The organism is Lentzea indica (genome assembly GCF_012184385.1).
In the GTDB taxonomy this organism is placed as follows: Bacteria; Actinomycetota; Actinomycetes; order Mycobacteriales; family Pseudonocardiaceae; genus Lentzea; species Lentzea indica.
The window spans coordinates 1-16,082 of the sequence record NZ_VSRL01000204.1 but is presented as its reverse complement, the minus strand read 5'-3'; the positions used below and the strand labels follow the sequence as shown (position 1 = coordinate 16,082).

The window sequence follows — 16,082 nt, the reverse complement described above, 5'->3', positions numbered from 1 at the left end:
CCATCGCGCGCTTGGCCGAGTCGAGCGCGTGGTCCGCCTCGCCGAGGTCGAGGTGGGCGGCCGCGAGCCTGCACCACGCCTCGGCGTGCCGAGGGTTCGCCGCCACGAGGGGCCGCAGCAGGTCGATCGCCTGCCGCGGCTTCCCCGAGGCGGTGAGCTCGGCTGCGCGAAGCAGCACCGCGGTCGTCGGCTCGGACACGCCGCACAGTGTGACAGCGCGCTCCCTGCCCCCGAACGGGTGACCTCAGCCTGCGGTGCCGAACCAGCGAGCGAGCTCCGCTTCCAGCCCCTCCTGGTCCTCGCCTACCCACGCCACGTGCCCGTCCGGCCGCAGCAGCACCGCAGGTGCGTCCAGGTCCTCGCTCACGTCGACGACGTGGTCGACCCGGTCCGCCCAGCCGCCCACGGACAACCGGCCGGTCTGGTCGAGCAGGATCCCGTGACCGGCGTGCATCTGCTCGTACAGCCCGCCGCGCTTGAGCGCGAGGTCCCCGATCCGCCTGCCCACCAGGTCGTTGCCGGAACCGAAGTCGTACCGGATCGCGACCGCGATGATCTTCTCGATCAGGTACCTGTTGACCTCCTCGAACGCCACCAGCTCCGTCAACAGCCGCCGCACCGACTGCGGCCCCGGCTCGACCTTCATCAGCTCGATCTGCGCGCGGGTGTTGTTCAGGACCTCCTCTGCCACCGGGTGCCGTTCGGCCTCGTAGGAGTCCAGCAATCCCTCAGGTGCCCAGCCGTGCACCGCCGCGGCGAGCTTCCAGCCCAGGTTGAACGAGTCCTGCACGCCCAGGTTGAGGCCCTGACCGCCGGTCGGCGGGTGGATGTGCGCCGCGTCGCCCGCGAGGAAGACGCGGCCGGACCGGTAGCGCTCTGCCTGCCGGGTGGCGTCGCCGAAGCGGGACATCCAGCGCGGCGAGTGCACGCCGAAGTCGGTGCCTGCGATCCGGACCAGTTGCTGCTTGAAGTCGTCGAGCGTCGGCATGACAGTGCGGTCCTCGTTCACACCCTCAGCGGGCACGATGACCCGGTACGCCCCGTCTCCGTACGGGCCGATGCCGAACCTCTTCTGCGTCTTGCGGACCTCCAGCATCAGCGGCATCGCGTCCTCCCACGGCATGCCGATCTCCATCTCGCCCAGCAGCGTCTCCACCCGCGTGGGCTCGCCGGGGAAGTCGATGCCTGCCAGCTTCCGCACGGTGCTGCGGCCGCCGTCGCAGCCGACCAGGTAGCGCGCCCGCAACGACGTGCCGTCGGCCAGCTCGACGGTCACCCCTTCGTCGTCCTGCGACAGCCCCGTCACCGTGCCGCCACGCCGGATGTCGGCACCGGCCTCGACGGCGTGCTCGGTCAGCAGGCGCTCGATGATCGGCTGCGGGAGGCCGAGGACGACCGGGTACTTCGTGTCCAGCCGTTCCGGCGCGGGCCTCTCGATCCCGGCGAAGAACCCGGCGAGCGGGTGCGTCTTGCCGGGCTCCAGGAACCGGTTCGCCAGGCCGCGTTGATCCAGGATCTCGATGCTGCGCGCGTGCAGACCGAGCGCCCTGACGACCTTGGTCGGCTCCAGGTCCTTCTCCAGCAGCACCACCCGCACGCCGTGCAACCGCAGCTCGCCAGCCAGCATCATGCCTGTCGGTCCGCCGCCGGCGATGATGACGTCGATCATGGATTCCCCATTTCCCCAGGTAGATCTCGTTGGCCGGGAAATGATGAAGCATGCACGGGGTCTTGCCGCAAGAGCAGGGGTGCGATATACGTTCAAGTGGGGCAGGGAGCTGTGCTCCCCGCCTTTTGTCGTATCTGGGGGTGCGACGTGGTGCGGTGGTACTTCGCTGGACTGGTGCTGTCGTTCTTCGGAACGAGCGCGATGCTGCTGGTCTCCGGGATCTGGGTGAAGTCGCTGACCGGCAGCGACGCCCTCGCCACGCTGGCGTTGCTGTGCGTGTACGCGCCGGGCGCGCTGTCGCCGTGGTTGGGCCGGTTCGTGGACTCGTTCCGCAAAAGACCGCTGCTGATCTGGACCAACCTCGCGATGGTCCCGGTGCTGGCGGTGCTGCTCCTCACCGACGAGCTGTGGGCGATCTTCGCGGTCCTGCTGATCTACGGCACGAAGTCGGTGCTGGTCAGTGCGGCAGAACCCGCGCTGCTGGTGGCACTTCTCCCACCCGACCGGCTCGCCGCGGTCAACGGCCTGCGCATGTCGCTGCAAGAAGGCATGAAGCTCGTGGCACCTCTGGCGGGCGCGGCGTTGTTCGCCGCGTACGGTGCCTGGCCCGTGGTGTCGATCGACGCGCTGTCGTTCCTGCTGGCTGCCGCGGCGACGACGATGGTCAGGGTCGACGAGCCACCTCCCGCACCGCGCGAGACACCGAGCCTGCCCCACCTCAAGGCGCTCACCTGGCCGATCGCTGGCGCCGCTACGGCGCTGTTCGCGGCCTCGCTGCACACCGCGGCGTCGTTCCCGCTCGTGGAGAAGGGCCTCCACCACAGCCCGGAGTTCCTCGGCGTGCTCACGGCCGTCCAAGGCGCCGGATCGGTGCTCGCGGGCCTCGCCGGCAAACGCGCGAACGTCGCCGTCGGACTCGTCCTGATCGCGGTGGCGGCGTTGGCACGCACGACAGCATGGCTGCCGGCAGTGCTCGCGGCCGGGTTCGTGCATGGCGCCGGGCTCGCCTGGACCGTGATCGCGGTGGCCACGCTGGTGCAGCGGCGCACACCTCAGGCCGTGCTGGGCCGGGTCAGTGCGACCGCGACGAGCATCGCCTTCGGTGGCGTTCCCGCCGGGCTCGCGGTCGGCGCCGTGCTGGTCGCACACCTGAGCTTCCAGTGGATCTACGTGATCGTCGCGGTGATCACGGCCGTGACGGCCATCTGGGCACGCGGAGGCCGGACGCGCCGCTTCACTGCGCGCCGGGCCCCCGCGTGGCGGGCGACTGACCAGATGGAGTGATCAGCCGCAGGTGGTGGCGGCCGGCGGAACCTGGCAGAGCCGGGCCGCGTAACCGCCGTTGCGAGCCACGGGCACCGTCAGGGAGTCTCCCGCCACAACACGTTTGGTGTCGAACGCGATCTTTCCCGTCGGGCTGTCGTGGTACAGCTCGACCAACCAGGAACCGGAGCCGAGGAATCCCGTTCCGACCGAAAGGTCACGTGGATCACCCGCGGCCCCCGCGCCGAGGAACCACGTCGAGCCGGACCGCCGCGCCAGCACCGCGAGCTTGCCCGGATCTCCCGCCACGAGCCGCGTTTCGTCCCACGCGGCCGGCACGGTGCGCAGGAACTGCTCAGCGACCGGATAGGCCGCGTAGCTGGAGATCTTGTCCGCGAAGTGCTGGACACCGGACTCGTACAGCACGCCCAGCGCCAGCTCGGCCGCGTCCGAGTTGGGACGGACACCGGAGAACGTCACCGGGGTGAAGTCCATCGGGCCGGTCAGGTTCCGGGTGAACGGCAACGTCAGGTAGTGCTCGATCGGGAACGGCTCCCTGCCGGGACGCGGCTTCGTGCCCTCCGCGCCCTTGACGGCCTCGACCGTCAGCACGTGCGGCCAGGTGCGTTCGGTGCCGCGCGGGATCGGGGCGCCGTGGAAGTTCAGCATGAGCTGGTACTTCGCGGCCGCCGCGTACACGGCGTCGTACCACCGCATGCGGTCCTGGCCGTCGGACTCCACGAAGTCGATCTTGAGGCCCACCGCGCCCCACGAGCGGTACTGGGCGAAGAGACGCTCTCGTTCGCTGTCGGTGTCGATGGTCTGCCAACGCACCCACAGCCACGTCTCGACGCCGCGTGCCTTCGAGTACGAGATCAGCTCGGGGATCCAGTCGGCGCTCCAGCCGGAGTCGACGAGGTTGTACCTGTACCCCTGCTTGGCCGCGTAGTCCGCGTACTGCTTCTGCAGAGCCAGATTGCCGGTGCCGTCACCCCACCACGACCAGACCGCGGTGCCGGGCTTGATCCACGAGGTGTCGGAGATCTTCGACGGCGGCGCCAGTGACGTGATCAGCGAGCTCTCCACCAGCGACTCCAGCGAGCCGACCCCGAGCACACGCCACGGCGTGGCCAGCGGACCAGCGGAAGTCTCGGCAGGGTCAGGCAGAACGAGCCGATAGCGCGACCCGTCGTAGACGACCCGCGAACCGCCGTAACGCCCGTCAACGTCGGATTCCGCGAGCAGCAGCCACGAGTCCGAAACCTTGAACAGCGCCGGATAGCCGTACTCGACGCCCTTCTCGGCAACACGGACGTGCGCGGTCTCGTAGTCACCGCGCCCGTTGTCGTACGGCAGCATGAACTTGTCGGCGGATGCAGGCACCGCGAACTCGGATGCCTCACCGAGCACGGTCGCCCATTTGCCGGATGGCAGCACGTATCTGTATGCCACGCCTTCCGCGGACGTGCGCACCACGACGTCCAACCGCTCAGCCAGCCGCTGGAGGTGGAAGGTCGTCTCGGTACCGACGTAGGTGTGCTGGCGCTTCTTGCCGGACACGGTCGTGTACGAGTCCTGGACGAGCCGCGACGACGACCCGACGAACTTCAGCCCTGATGTCAGGTCGGCGTCGGCGGTGCGGATGCCCAGCGCGGACGGCTCCAGCACCGTGGTGCCGCCGTGCCGGACCGAAAGGCTCAACTTCCCCTTGTCGAGCCGGACAAGTGCTTCTGGTGCAACGGATTGATTGCCAACGGGCGCAGCGACGCGCCACTCTCCAGACTCTGCGATGGCCGGAGTTGTGCCGGCCAGCGCGCCGGCGGCGGTCGCACACACCGCCACCAGCAGCACTGATCTGTTGCGAAACCCCATGCGTGTCACTCCCTACAGCGTGGCGGCGGTAGGTGGACAGGATTGGGAAAGCGCTTACCAGCCTAGGACAGCAGCCCTGCCTCGTACAGATGAGCGAAGATGATGCGATCGACCGGCGAGATCCGGTCCGCGTCGGCGGTGGTGAGCCACGCGAGTTCCTCGATCTCGCTGGCCGCCGCGAGCTCCCCCGTGAACGACGCGGTGTAGCAGGTCATCCGCACGGTCACCCCCGACGAACGGCCGTGCGCCTGCGCTTCGAACGTCCCGACGTGCTCTGCCGACGCCGCGTCGATCTCGACGGACAGCTCCTCGCGGATCTCGCGCACGAGCGTCTCGACGTCGGACTCGCCCGGCTCCCGCTTGCCACCGGGCAGGTAGTACGTGTCCTTGCCGGCCGACCTGGTGCCGAGCACCCGGCGGTCCTCCAGGTGGATCCACGCAATCTTGTCGATCATGCCGCCAGGCTAGGCGGAGGCGAGTTCCTTCACCACGCGGTGCGCGTCGGCCAGTGACTCGACCGCCAGCTCGCGGAACTGGTGCAGCTGCGGGTTGGCGTCGGCCATGGTCAGCTCGGCGTGGACGAACTCCAGGTTGTGGTCGAGCCCGATCATCGACAGCACGGCCCGCAGGTACGGCTCCTGGAAGTCGAAACCCTCCCGCGGCGTGCCCGGCTTGTACGAACCGCCCCGCGCGGTCACCACGACCACGCGCTTGCCGCCCAGTTCGAAGGTGCCGTCCTCACGCGGGAAGAACTCTTGTCCCGCGACCTGGTCGATCCACGCCTTCAACGTCGACGGGATCGAGAAGTTGTACATCGGTGCGCCGATGAGGATCACGTCGGCGGCCCTCACCTCGGCGACCAGGTCGGCCTTGATGCCGGACACGGAACCGTCCACGTGCGGGATCGGCGCCGCGTTCAGGTCCCGGTAGGTGTAGGCGCCCTCGGGGTTCGCGGACCGCCAGACGTCGGCGAACGCACCGGTGATCTCGCGGGTCACCGACCCCTCGCGGCGAATGCTCGAGTCGATGTGCAGCAGGTTGGTCATACCAAGAACATACGAGTGAAGAACTTCCGAGTCAAGATGTTCTGGGCCGAGAATATCCTCACCAGGATGTAGGATGGACCACATGGAGGAGCAGCAGCCGATCTCCGCATGTGTGGAGAAGTGGGACTTCAACTGGCTGCTGCACCGCGCGGCCCAGCGGGTCGGAGCGGCGTTCGCCGACGAGGCCGCGAAGTTCGGCATCTCCCCGCGCGGGCAGCTGGTCCTGCAGGCCCTCACCAACGAGGAGGGTCAGCGCACCCAGCTCAAGCTCGGGGCGATGCTCGGCCTGGACAAGACCACGCTGATGAGCGAGCTCGACAAGCTGGAGCGGATCGGCCTGATCATGCGGGTGCCCGATCCCAAGGACCGCAGGGTGCGCACACCGGTGATCACCGACAAGGGCCGCGACCTGCAGAAGCGGGCGGGCGACGCGCTCGCCGAAATCGAACGCTCCCTCCGCGCCCGCTTCACCCACGAGGAGATGGCGGTCGTCCGCAAGGCGCTGATCGACCTCGCCGACGGTGATGCGCCCGTGCACGGGTCCTGCCTCTAGGCAAGAGAGTCCAGGTCCGCTTCACGCAGCTGTGCCGGCGTCACCGTCGCCTGTGCGTCCACCAGTGCCTGCAACGCCGTGCCGTGGTCCCAGACGTTGACGTTCATGGCCGCCCGCAGCCGCCCGTCCCGCAGCCAGAACGCGATGAACTGGCGCGAGGCCAGGTCGCCGCGCACGACCAGCTCGTCGTCGGGGTCGGCGAGCCCGCGGTACTCCATGCCCAGGTCGTACTGGTCGGTGAAGAAGTACGGCGACTTCTGGTACGGCTCGTCCAGCCCGATCAGCGGGCCGGCGACGTGCGTGCCCTGGTCCTTCGCGTTCGCCCAGTGCTCGACCCGGATCCGCCCGCCGTAGCGCGGGTGGTCGTGCGCCGCGATGTCGCCGGCCGCGAACACGTCCGGTGCGGACGTGCGCAACGCGGCGTCGACCGCCACACCACCGGCAGCCAGTTCCAGCCCGGCCGCCTCGGCCAGTTCGAGCCGTGGTGCCGCACCCACGGCCAGCACCGTCACGTCCGGCAGCAGCTCCGTACCGTCGTCCAGCCTCACGCCGGACGGCGAGAAGCCCGCCACGCCGGTGCCCAGCTTGAACTCGACGCCGTGTTCCTCGTGCAGGCCGCGGAACATCTGGCCCATCCCGGTGCCGAGCACACGCACCAGCGGTTCGGAAAGCGGGTCGACCACTGTCACGCGGCAGCCGTGCGTGCGGGCCGCGGACGCCACCTCGCAACCGATCCAGCCCGCGCCGATGATCACGACGTGCCTGCCCTCGCGCAACGCCGACTTCAACGCCAGCGAGTCGTCCAGGGTCCGCAGCACATGTCCTTGCGCGCCAGGCAGAACGCGCGGACGCGATCCGGTCGCGAGCAACAGCCGATCGTAGGAACGCACTGCTCCATCGGAGTCCACGATCGAGTGATCGCCGGGCCGCAGCTCCAGCACCGAGACGCCGAGCTGGAGGTCGATCTCGTTGTCGGCGTAGAAGCTCGGCTCGTGCACCCACGCGGGTTCGGCGGCCTTGCCCAGCAGCACGTCCTTGGACAGCGCGGGAAGTTCGTACGGTCGGTGGTGCTCGGTGCCGAACATGGTGATCTTGCCGCCGTAGCCGCGGTCTCGGAGCGCGCCTGCCGCGGAGGCACCGGCGAGGCCCGTTCCTACGATCACGATGCGTTGCGGTTCCGCCATTTTCACCCCTCCAGGTGACCAAGTCTCATCCCACGTGCGACGCTATCCGCAGCTCGGCGCGGTCGCTCGACGGAGAAGCCGGAACCTCCGTCATGACCCCCGGTGACGCGCGTCTCATCTGTGCGAGCGCCGGCACCGCCGGGCCGGCGCGCCGAGCAGCTGGAGGAAGAAACCCGTGGGAGCCAAAGAGGAGTGGCAGGTGAGCTGCCGCGACATCGCTTCGCGCCGACGGGACATGACGGTGTTCGTCAGCCAGGGGCACATCGTGGTCACCGTGCCGCCGGGAGAAGCCGCTGTTCTGACACCACTGGAGGTCGGCAGGCTGCGGGCCGCACTGCGCGACGCCGTCGTGAGCGCGTCCGACACCGATATGTGACCGCTGTCACAGCGTTACCTACTCGCAAGTAGGTAGGTGGCAGAGTGGCCACATGCTGACCCGAGTGCTGCTGACCCTGGTCAAAGCCGGAGTGATCCGGCCGTTGGGCCCGCGAGGGCTCGCCGGCACCGTGCGCGGATATCTGCAGTGGGACATCACACTCGCGTGGGGTTATCAAACAGGCGCAGGACGACACCCGAACCGTGCGGCGATCATCGACGACGACGGCCTGCTCACGTACGCGGAAGTCAACGAGCGCACCAGCCGGCTCGCGCACGCCTTCCGAGCCGGGGAACGCGTCGGCCTGCTGTGCCGCAACCACCGCGGCTTCATCGAGACGATGACGGCCTGCACGAAGATCGGCGCCGACGCCGTCCTGCTCAACACCGGGCTGAGCAAAGGACAACTGGCCCACGTCGCGCAGGACCAGAAGCTCGACAGGATCATCGCCGACCGCGAGTTCGCCGACCTGCTGCCCGACACTCCCACGTTCTTCAGCGACGAACTCGAGTCGCTGATCATCAACGGGCCGAAGAAGTCACTCCCTCGCAGGCCTCCGCGCGGCCGGCTGATCGTCCTCACCTCCGGCACCACCGGCACGCCGAAGGGCGCCAGGCGCCCGGAACCCGCGAGCCTCGCCCCCGCCGCCGCGTTGCTGTCACGGATTCCGCTCAGGCACGGTGACGTCATCTCGATCACCTCCCCGCTCTTCCACGCCTGGGGCCTCGCCGCGTTCCAGCTCGGGCTCGTGCTCGGCGCCACCCTGGTGCTACGCCGGAAGTTCGACCCCGCGCAAGCGCTGAAGGACGCCGAGCAGTGCACGGCGATGTTCGTGGTTCCCGTGACGCTGCAACGCATGCTGGAGACGCCGCACCGGCCGAAGCTGCGGATCATCGCTTCCAGCGGGTCCGCCCTGCCGCCGCGGGTCGCCGCCCGCACGCTCGAGGAGTTCGGCCCGGTGCTCTACAACCTCTACGGCTCAACGGAAGTGAGCTGGGCGAGCATCGCCACCCCCGAGGAGCTGCTCGCCGAGCCCGGCACCGCGGGACGACCGCCGCTCGGCACCCGGCTGGCCATTGTGGACGATCAGGGCAAGCCCGTCGCGCCTGGCGAGACGGGCCGGATCTTCGTCGGCAACGAGATGCTGTTCGACGGCTACACCAACGGCACCAGCAAGGAGTCGTTGAACGGCCTGATGTCCACCGGTGACCTCGGCCATCTCAAGGACGGCCTGCTGTTCGTGGCCGGCCGAGACGACGAGATGATCGTCTCCGGTGGCGAGAACGTGTATCCGCGCGAGGTCGAGGACCTGCTTTCGACGCTGGACGGCGTCACGGAGGTCGCGGTGCTCGGCGTGCCGGACGACGAGTTCGGCCAGCGTCTCGCCGCGTTCGTCGTCGGCGCGGAAACCCTGACGGCCGAACACGTACGTGAACACGTGAAGGCGAACCTCGCGCGGTTCTCCGTTCCCCGGGATGTTTTCTTCCTCAACGAGTTGCCGCGCAACGCAGCGGGAAAAGTGTTGAAACGTCAATTGCGCGAACGGGGCTAGGCTCAGCCTCCGAAGAGGGGGCTCGATCATGACGGTTCCCGGCAGGACGGCGGATCCGCGGTCCAACGCCGTGCACAACCTGCGCGAGGCGCGCATCGCACTGGACGAGGGCAGGCCAGGCGACGCGCTGGAGTACGCGGAGAAAGCGGTTGCCGCGTTCACCTGGCTGGACGACGCCGAGGGTGTCGCCGAGGGCGTGCTGACGCAGTCCGTGGCGCTCGGCAAACGCGGGTTGTGGCCCAGCGCGCTCGACACGATCGACAGGGTGCAGGAGATCGCGGCGGCGAACCGCCACATCGGACTGCAGGCGCGGTGCAGCTTTTCCCGTGCTGTGGTGGAACTGCGGCTCGACTCGCGGGAGCGGAGCTTCAACTCGTTCGCCCGCGCGCTCGGGCTGGCCGAGCTCACCGGCGACAGCGAGCTGATCGGGTCGGTGCTGTTCGAGCAGGCGAAAGTGATGCGCATGCAGTACCACGAGCACTGCATGATCCGCACCGAGGAGAGCCGCTGCAGCCTTGACGGCGAACCGTGCGTGCGCAAGCTCCGGCGCTCGGAGGCGTTGTGCGCACAGGTCCGAGACAGGTGGAAGCAGGTCGGCGACCCGGTGCGGATGGCGATGGTCAACGTTCTGCTGACACACGTGCGCATCGATCTGGGTGAACTTGACCGCGCGAACCGCAGCTGGCAGCGCGCTGACCAGTTGCTTGCCGGAAGGAACCGCCCGGTGGCGAGGGCGGAGGCGCTGATGGCACGCGCCAGGCTGAGTGGAGCGCGCAAGCGGTACCCGGACCAGATCACCCAGCTGATCCAGGCCGCCGAGCTCGCCATGAGCTGCCTGGCACGGGAAGTCGCGGTGCACGCGCACCAACAGCTCAGTGAGGCCTACGAACGATCCGGCGATCTCAAACTGGCGTTGCGGCACGCGCGGCTCCAGTTGGAGCAGTACCGGTTGTGGGAACTTCAGGAAGGCCGCGACCTGCTGCGGATGCGCGAGCACGACCTGTCGTCGCGACTCGTGGAACAGTTGGCGCACAGGCGTTTCGAGCCCAAGCGCGAGGACGCCGTGGTGCGCGTCCCTCATGCCGGCGAGCTGCACGAGACCGGCACCGCGGAGCACACGAACACCCGGATCGCCCGCGCGCTCAGGGCCGGGCTCACCAAGCGTGGCATCGAGGTGCTCCGGCTCGTGGCGGCGGGAGCGACCACGAAGGTGATCGCGGAGACGCTCGGCCTGTCCCCCAAGACCGTGCAGAACCACCTCCAGCGGATCTACGCCACCCTTGACGTCAACGGGCGCGCCGGGGCCGTCGTCTGGTGGATGAACCTGACCACCGGCGAGTCATCTATTGTCAAGTAATTGACAACTGGTCCGACCAGACCGGGGTCCAATCGCCCGTTCGGTCGCTTGTCGCTGACGAGGTACTGCCGGTTCTTGGGTGATTTACCCACGCAGGCGCGGTGAAATTAGGTGATGTGACGGGTAACTGGTCTGTGTCATGCTCCGTTAACAAGGTGTCCAGTTAACGAGCGAGGGGCGGTCATGACCGGGCAACGCCGCCCAGCCTCAGTGCTCGCGCCCTCAGTGTTTGCGAAGGGCTATGCGAGCCACGTCCCGCCACAGGAGCGGATCGACGCCCTCGGGGTTGATGTGCTCCAGCACCGCGGCCAGCGCCGTGCGCGCGCCGGCGCTGCCGTCCGGGTCGACCTCGTCCGCCGCCCGCACGAGCAGCAGGTGGCACCGCAACTGCTGCTCGTCGTCCAACTGCCCGGTCGCGATCGCGCCTTCCGCGAGCTCCCGCGCCCTGTCGACCTCGCCGTCGCGCAACGCCAGTTCCGCCCGCAACGCGCGGGCGTGCGCGAGCAGACCGTCCTGGCTGCGCATCGCCGCGACCGTCGTCTCCACCTTGTCCAGCAACGCAACGACGTCGTCGAGGTTCGCTCCCGGCGTGCGCAGCCCGATGGACGCGCCGGCCAGGCGAACGCGGCACCGGTACTCGGGATCGCCGTCGAAGTCGTCGAGCATCTCGACGGCCTCACGAATGCAGTGCGCGGCCTCCATGCGGTCGCCCAGGCGGTCCGCGACCTTGGCCCGCGCCCACCACGTGGAAATCGCGAGCCGGTCGCGCCCGAGTTCGGGCAGCCGCACGGAAAGCTGGTCGACGACCTGTTCGGCGTCGGCAAGACGTCCGGCGGCGGTCAGCTCCGCGCACAACGAGATGAGCGCTCGGGTGTTGACGCGCCGCACCCGTTCGCCGTCACCACTGGCCAGCTCGACGGCCTCGCTCGCCGCCTTCACGGATTCGGCCGTCCGGCCGAGGCGCCGCAACGAGGATGCGCGCAGGATCTCCACCAGCGCGTCCACCGCCGGACCGGGAGACCACGACTTGCGCAGCTTCGCCGCCGCCAGCAGCAGACCCTCGTGGTCGCGCTGCCTCGCCAGCATCACCAGGCGCGTCCACCGCACGCACCAGCCGAACATCTCCTCGTCCGACCGCTTTCCCAGCGTTTCCAGCAGGTCGACGGCCATCACGAGATCACCGTCGTGGTAGGCGAGCAGCGCCTCGCACCACGCGAGCGCCTCGTCCTGCATCGCGGTGCGGTCCTCGTCGACCATCAGCTCGGACGGGTCGACGTCCAGCACCTCGGCGAGCCTGCGCACGACGGCGGGCGACGGCACCCGTTCGCCGGACTCCAGCCTCGACACGTAGCTCATGGACACACCGGGGCACGCGAGGTCCTTTTGCGACAAACCGCGTTGCAGCCGGACCGCGCGCAAACGCGCACCGAACCTCGTCAACGACTTCCTGCCCTCATCCACGGCCGCCACCTATCGAACGGAGCACCTCAATGAAGTTGAACACTATCGCTCGAACCATCGCCGCAGTGATCCTCAGTTTGAGCGCACTGATCGCGCTGGGTGGAGCAGCTTCCGCCGACGACCCCGATGCGGGCTTCCACCCGCCGTACTGCGTTCGGCCCTGATCGTCATACCCGGTCGAGGTGGTCTTGCCTCCCTCGCAAGCAAGACCACCTCACCACCGACACACCAATTGACGCACCTGGCCACATCGCCAGTTGTGAGTGAGGCACCCTTGTGGGGTGACTCTGCAACTGCGCACGCCTCGTCACCAGGTGAGTCCGAAGTCGGTCCTGCTGTGGACGATGCAGGCCGCCGTGTTCTGGCTGGTGCTCTTCATTCCCCAGCTCATCGTGTTCCTGCTGGTGAACGAGCCGCCGACGTGGGAGCTGGCCCTCATGATCGCCACGCTGGTCGTCGGAGTCGTGCACACCGCGGTCGAGCCGAGCTGGCGGTACCGCGTGCACCGCTGGGAGACCACGCCGGACGCCGTGTACACCCTCTCCGGCTGGCTGAACCAGGAGTGGCGAGTCGCGCCCGTGTCGCGGATCCAGACCATCGACACCAAGCGCGGGCCGTTCCAGCAGATGCTCGGCCTCTCGACGGTCACGGTGACGACCGCGTCGGCCGCAGGCCCCGTCGAGATCGAGGGCCTGGACCACGAGGTCGCGCAGCAGCTCGTGGTGGAGCTGACGAATACCACGCAGGCGACGCCGGGTGATGCCACGTGAGCACCCCCGCCGACCTGCCCGCGGCGCCGGAGTTCACCGAACCACTGGCGGAGTGGCACCGCCTGCACGTGCGCATGCTGATCGTGCGGCCGCTCAACGAGAGCATCGCGATGCTGGTGCCCATCCTCGTCCTGCTGTTCACCGGCAACGGCGAGAAGTGGCGTCTCATCGCCAGCGGTGCCACGGTCGCGGCGATCCTCGCGTTCAGCTACCTCATCTGGCGCACCACGAAGTACCGCATCACCGACGACCAGGTCGAGCTGCACACGGGTTTGCTGACCCGCAAGCAGCTCGCGGTGCCACGCGATCGCATCAGGACGGTCGACCTCACCTCGAAGCCCGGTCACCGCGTCTTCGGACTCTCCGCCGTGCGGATCGGCACCGGCCAGCAGGACGTCCCCGGCACGGACGGCCTCACGCTCGACGCGGTGACGCAGGAGGAGGCCGAACGGCTGCGGGTGTTGTTGCTGCAGAAGGGAGTCGCGCCGAAGACCGCCTCCGCTGACGAGCCGCACGCGGAACCGGTGCTGCCGGAGTCAGAGGTCATCTCGAGGCTGGACCTGAAGTGGCTGAAGTTCGCGCCGCTCTCGCTCTCGGGCCTGGTCGCGATCGGTGCCGTGTTCGGCGTGCTGTCCAACTACGCCGACGACCTCGGCCTGCACCCGGTGCAGGACCTGTGGGAGTGGCTGTTCGAGCACCCGAGCTTCACGCTGTTCGGCGCGTTCCTGGTGGCGTTGGTCGTGGCCGGCCTCGTGCTGTCGGTGCCGCTCTACATCCTCCAGTTCTGGAACTACCAGCTGACGCGCGAGCCCGACGGAACCCTGCGCGTGCAACGGGGTCTGCTCACCACCCGCTCTGTTTCGGTGGAGGAGCAACGGTTGCGCGGCGTCGACATCCAGGAACCGCTGCTGGTCCGTCTGGGCAAGGGCGCGAAAGCCGCCGCGGTGACGACCGGCCTGGGGTCGAAGGGCGAGAGCAACCTGCTGCTGCCGCCGGCGCCGCTGTCCGTGGCGCACCAGGTCTCGCGCGACGTGCTGAAGGTCGACGACGACCCGACGACGCGCAGGCTGCGCAAGCACCCGTTCGCCGCCCTGCGCCGCAGCCTGTTCCGGCACGTGGTGCCGTGGGTCGTGATCGCAGTCGGCCTCGCGATCTGGGCACCGTCGTGGGCGTGGCCGATCCCCGTCGCGATCATCCCGTTCGCCGCGCTGGTCGGCTGGGACAACTACCGCTCGCTCGGCAACGCCCTCGACGAGCGTTATCTGGTGACGCGCAACAACTCCCTGGTCCGCAGCACCGTGGCGTTGCAGCGCACCGGCATCATCGGCTGGCGCATCCAGCGGTCGTTCTTCCAGCGCCGCAGCGGTTTGATGACGATCGGCGCGACCACCGCGGCGGGTGCGGGCGTCTACCACGTGACGGACGTCGGCGAGTCCGACGGTCTGGCGCTGGCCGACGAGGCGGTGCCGGATCTGTTGCGCCCGTTCCTGGTCGGTGAGTCCACTGCGGAAGGTCAAGCCGAGCGGAACGTCTGACGGTAGGCGGACGGCGACACCCCGATCGACGCCGCCAGCTGCTGCCGCAACGCCGCGCCCGTCCCGAAGCCCGCGTGCCTGGCGACCTGGTCGATCGGCAGGTCCGTGGACTCAAGCAGGTGCCGGGCGCGGTCGACGCGCTGCTGGGTCAGCCATTGGCCAGGTGACATGCCGGTCTCGGCGCGGAACCGGCGGGTGAAGGTGCGCACGCTCATCCGCACCTGTGCGGCCATCGCAGCGAGGTCGAGGGGTTCTTGGAGGCGTTCCAAGGCCCATTCACGGGCGAGCGCGGTGGAGGTGTCCGGGTAGCTGGGCACCGGGCGGTCGACGAACTGGGACTGGCCGCCCTGCCGCCACGCCGGGACGACGCAGTAGCGGGCGATCCAGTTCGCCACCTCGCTGCCGTGGTCGGACCTGATGACGTGCAGGCACAGGTCGATGCCCGCGGCGACGCCCGCCGAGGTGAGAATGTCGCCATCGTCGATGAACAGCACGTCCGGGTTGAGCCGCACCTTCGGATACAGCGCGCGGAACTGGTCTGTGGTGCCCCAGTGCGTGGTCGCGGGCCTGCCGTCGAGCAGCCCGGCGGCGGCGAGCACGAACGCGCCGGTGCAGATCGACATGATCCGCGGCGCGTTCGTCGTCGTGAGCGCCTCCGCGACGGCGGGTTCGAGCCTGCCTTCCCGCGCAGGCGGGTAGTGGGTACCCGGCACGAGCACCGTGTCCGCGTCTTTCAGCACCTCCAGGCCGTGCTCGGGCGCGATGGTGAAGCCGCCGGTGGTGGGGATCGGGCGGCGGTCCGGCGAACAGACGACGACCTCGTACCTGTCCGCGAGCCGGGCGAACATGTGCGTGGCGCTGCCGATGTCGAACGCGACGGACTGTTCGAGCGCGAGAACGGCGATCCGGTGCATGGCCGGATTCTTTCACATGTTGGCTGTCCGGCCACTGGTTGGCGGGTCCACCGTCACCGAACCTTGTCGCTGTGAGACTGCATTGGGCCTGGGTTGTCGCTGGTGTGTCCTTCATCGCCCTGGTGGGCGCCGCGTCGTTCCGCGCGGCACCCGGCGCGTTGATCGAGCCGTTGCGCGCCGAGTTCGGCTGGACGACCGGCACGATCTCGCTCGCCATCTCGATCAACCTGCTGCTGTACGGGTTGACCGCGCCGTTCGCGGCCGCGCTGATGGACAGGTTCGGCGTGCGTGTCGTGGTGACCTACGCGTTGACCATGGTCGCGATCGGCAGCGGACTGACGGTGTTCATGACCGCGTCCTGGCAGCTGGTCCTGTTCTGGGGTGTCGTCGTCGGGCTGGGCACCGGCTCGATGGCGCTGGCGTTCGTCGCGACGATCACCGGACGGTGGTTCGTGCGGCACCGCGGCCTGGTCACGGGCGTGCTGACCGCAGGTGGCGCGGCCGGACAGCTGGTGTTCCTGCCGCTGGTG

The 16,082-nt window shown here is 68.8% G+C and carries 16 protein-coding genes; 8 read left to right on the top strand and 8 right to left on the bottom strand.

The genetic code is table 11. The features are described from left to right. Both FXN61_RS36745 and rox read right to left on the bottom strand, forming a co-directional pair. Positions 1 to 199: tetratricopeptide repeat protein (locus FXN61_RS36745; RefSeq protein ID WP_167978541.1), on the bottom strand; the 199-nt coding region annotated here is incomplete at its 3' end. Positions 200 to 244: 45 nt separating this feature from the next. After that, positions 245 to 1,669 carry a rifampin monooxygenase gene (rox, locus tag FXN61_RS36740; protein ID WP_167978540.1) on the bottom strand — a complete coding sequence of 475 codons (1,425 nt, stop codon included), beginning with the start codon at positions 1,667 to 1,669 and terminating at the stop codon, positions 245 to 247. A 150-nt stretch (positions 1,670 to 1,819) separates the two neighbouring features. Between rox and FXN61_RS36735 the strand changes: the two genes are divergently transcribed. Then, positions 1,820 to 2,953 (top strand): MFS transporter, encoded by a 1,134-nt coding sequence (locus tag FXN61_RS36735; RefSeq protein ID WP_167978539.1) that lies wholly within the window; start codon positions 1,820 to 1,822, stop codon positions 2,951 to 2,953. Here FXN61_RS36735 and FXN61_RS36730 read toward each other — a convergent pair whose 3' ends face one another. The 3 genes from FXN61_RS36730 to FXN61_RS36720 form a co-directional block, all read right to left on the bottom strand. Then, positions 2,954 to 4,633, bottom strand: coding sequence for a glycoside hydrolase family 97 protein (locus FXN61_RS36730; RefSeq protein WP_246292453.1), 1,680 nt, complete (start codon positions 4,631 to 4,633; stop codon positions 2,954 to 2,956). It lies immediately after the preceding gene. Positions 4,634 to 4,866: 233 nt separating this feature from the next. Further along, positions 4,867 to 5,259 carry an NUDIX hydrolase gene (locus FXN61_RS36725; protein ID WP_167978537.1) on the bottom strand — a complete coding sequence of 131 codons (393 nt, stop codon included), beginning with the start codon at positions 5,257 to 5,259 and terminating at the stop codon, positions 4,867 to 4,869. Positions 5,260 to 5,268: 9 nt separating this feature from the next. Then, on the bottom strand, positions 5,269 to 5,850 hold the full coding sequence (locus tag FXN61_RS36720) for an FMN-dependent NADH-azoreductase (protein ID WP_167978536.1): 582 nt from the start codon (positions 5,848 to 5,850) through the stop codon (positions 5,269 to 5,271). Between the two features lie 82 nt (positions 5,851 to 5,932). Here FXN61_RS36720 and FXN61_RS36715 point away from each other — a divergent pair, with 82 nt between their 5' ends. Then, positions 5,933 to 6,403: a MarR family winged helix-turn-helix transcriptional regulator gene (locus tag FXN61_RS36715; RefSeq protein ID WP_246292452.1), complete on the top strand. Its 471-nt coding sequence runs from the start codon at positions 5,933 to 5,935 to the stop codon at positions 6,401 to 6,403. On the opposite strand, the gene FXN61_RS36710 is transcribed toward FXN61_RS36715, so the two are convergent. Then, complete coding sequence (locus FXN61_RS36710; RefSeq protein WP_167978534.1) at positions 6,400 to 7,587, bottom strand: NAD(P)/FAD-dependent oxidoreductase; 1,188 nt, start codon at positions 7,585 to 7,587, stop codon at positions 6,400 to 6,402. The genes FXN61_RS36715 and FXN61_RS36710 overlap by 4 nt on opposite strands. 175 nt (positions 7,588 to 7,762) lie before the next feature. Between FXN61_RS36710 and FXN61_RS36705 the strand changes: the two genes are divergently transcribed. From FXN61_RS36705 to FXN61_RS36695, 3 genes are read left to right on the top strand one after another with little or no spacing between them, the layout of a single operon-like run. Next, a complete protein-coding gene (locus FXN61_RS36705; protein ID WP_167978533.1) occupies positions 7,763 to 7,963 on the top strand; it encodes a hypothetical protein in 201 nt (66 codons plus the stop codon). 52 nt (positions 7,964 to 8,015) lie between these two features. Beyond that, on the top strand, positions 8,016 to 9,515 hold the full coding sequence (locus FXN61_RS36700) for an AMP-binding protein (protein ID WP_167978532.1): 1,500 nt from the start codon (positions 8,016 to 8,018) through the stop codon (positions 9,513 to 9,515). Positions 9,516 to 9,543: 28 nt separating this feature from the next. Beyond that, entirely contained in the window at positions 9,544 to 10,872 is a 1,329-nt protein-coding gene (locus FXN61_RS36695) for a LuxR family transcriptional regulator (RefSeq protein WP_167978531.1), read from the top strand. 222 nt (positions 10,873 to 11,094) lie between these two features. Here FXN61_RS36695 and FXN61_RS36690 read toward each other — a convergent pair whose 3' ends face one another. Continuing rightward, a complete protein-coding gene (locus FXN61_RS36690) occupies positions 11,095 to 12,333 on the bottom strand; it encodes a helix-turn-helix domain-containing protein (RefSeq protein ID WP_167978530.1) in 1,239 nt (412 codons plus the stop codon). Positions 12,334 to 12,620: 287 nt separating this feature from the next. Between FXN61_RS36690 and FXN61_RS36685 the strand changes: the two genes are divergently transcribed. After that, positions 12,621 to 13,103: a PH domain-containing protein gene (locus FXN61_RS36685; RefSeq protein WP_376770790.1), complete on the top strand. Its 483-nt coding sequence runs from the start codon at positions 12,621 to 12,623 to the stop codon at positions 13,101 to 13,103. Beyond that, positions 13,100 to 14,638: a PH domain-containing protein gene (locus FXN61_RS36680; RefSeq protein WP_312878275.1), complete on the top strand. Its 1,539-nt coding sequence runs from the start codon at positions 13,100 to 13,102 to the stop codon at positions 14,636 to 14,638. The genes FXN61_RS36685 and FXN61_RS36680 overlap by 4 nt, the downstream gene beginning before the upstream one ends. On the opposite strand, the gene FXN61_RS36675 is transcribed toward FXN61_RS36680, so the two are convergent. After that, positions 14,617 to 15,552 carry a GlxA family transcriptional regulator gene (locus FXN61_RS36675; RefSeq protein ID WP_167978529.1) on the bottom strand — a complete coding sequence of 312 codons (936 nt, stop codon included), beginning with the start codon at positions 15,550 to 15,552 and terminating at the stop codon, positions 14,617 to 14,619. The two genes, FXN61_RS36680 and FXN61_RS36675, sit on opposite strands and share 22 nt — an antisense overlap. A 71-nt stretch (positions 15,553 to 15,623) precedes the next feature. On the opposite strand from FXN61_RS36675, the gene FXN61_RS36670 reads away from it, so the two are divergent. Next, positions 15,624 to 16,082, top strand: a 459-nt coding sequence (locus FXN61_RS36670) for an MFS transporter (protein WP_312878274.1), incomplete at its 3' end; no start/stop codon positions are given.

Bases quoted from the DNA above. Each gene is read 5' to 3' on its own strand.
- rox (WP_167978540.1), bottom strand. From the start codon at position 1,669: ATGATCGACGTCATCATCGCCGGCGGCGGACCGACAGGCATGATGCTG.
- FXN61_RS36725 (WP_167978537.1), bottom strand. From the start codon at position 5,259: ATGATCGACAAGATTGCGTGGATCCACCTGGAGGACCGCCGGGTGCTC.
- FXN61_RS36720 (WP_167978536.1), bottom strand. From the start codon at position 5,850: ATGACCAACCTGCTGCACATCGACTCGAGCATTCGCCGCGAGGGGTCG.
- FXN61_RS36715 (WP_246292452.1), top strand. From the start codon at position 5,933: ATGGAGGAGCAGCAGCCGATCTCCGCATGTGTGGAGAAGTGGGACTTC.
- FXN61_RS36710 (WP_167978534.1), bottom strand. From the start codon at position 7,587: ATGGCGGAACCGCAACGCATCGTGATCGTAGGAACGGGCCTCGCCGGT.
- FXN61_RS36700 (WP_167978532.1), top strand. From the start codon at position 8,016: ATGCTGACCCGAGTGCTGCTGACCCTGGTCAAAGCCGGAGTGATCCGG.
- FXN61_RS36695 (WP_167978531.1), top strand. From the start codon at position 9,544: ATGACGGTTCCCGGCAGGACGGCGGATCCGCGGTCCAACGCCGTGCAC.
- FXN61_RS36675 (WP_167978529.1), bottom strand. From the start codon at position 15,552: ATGCACCGGATCGCCGTTCTCGCGCTCGAACAGTCCGTCGCGTTCGAC.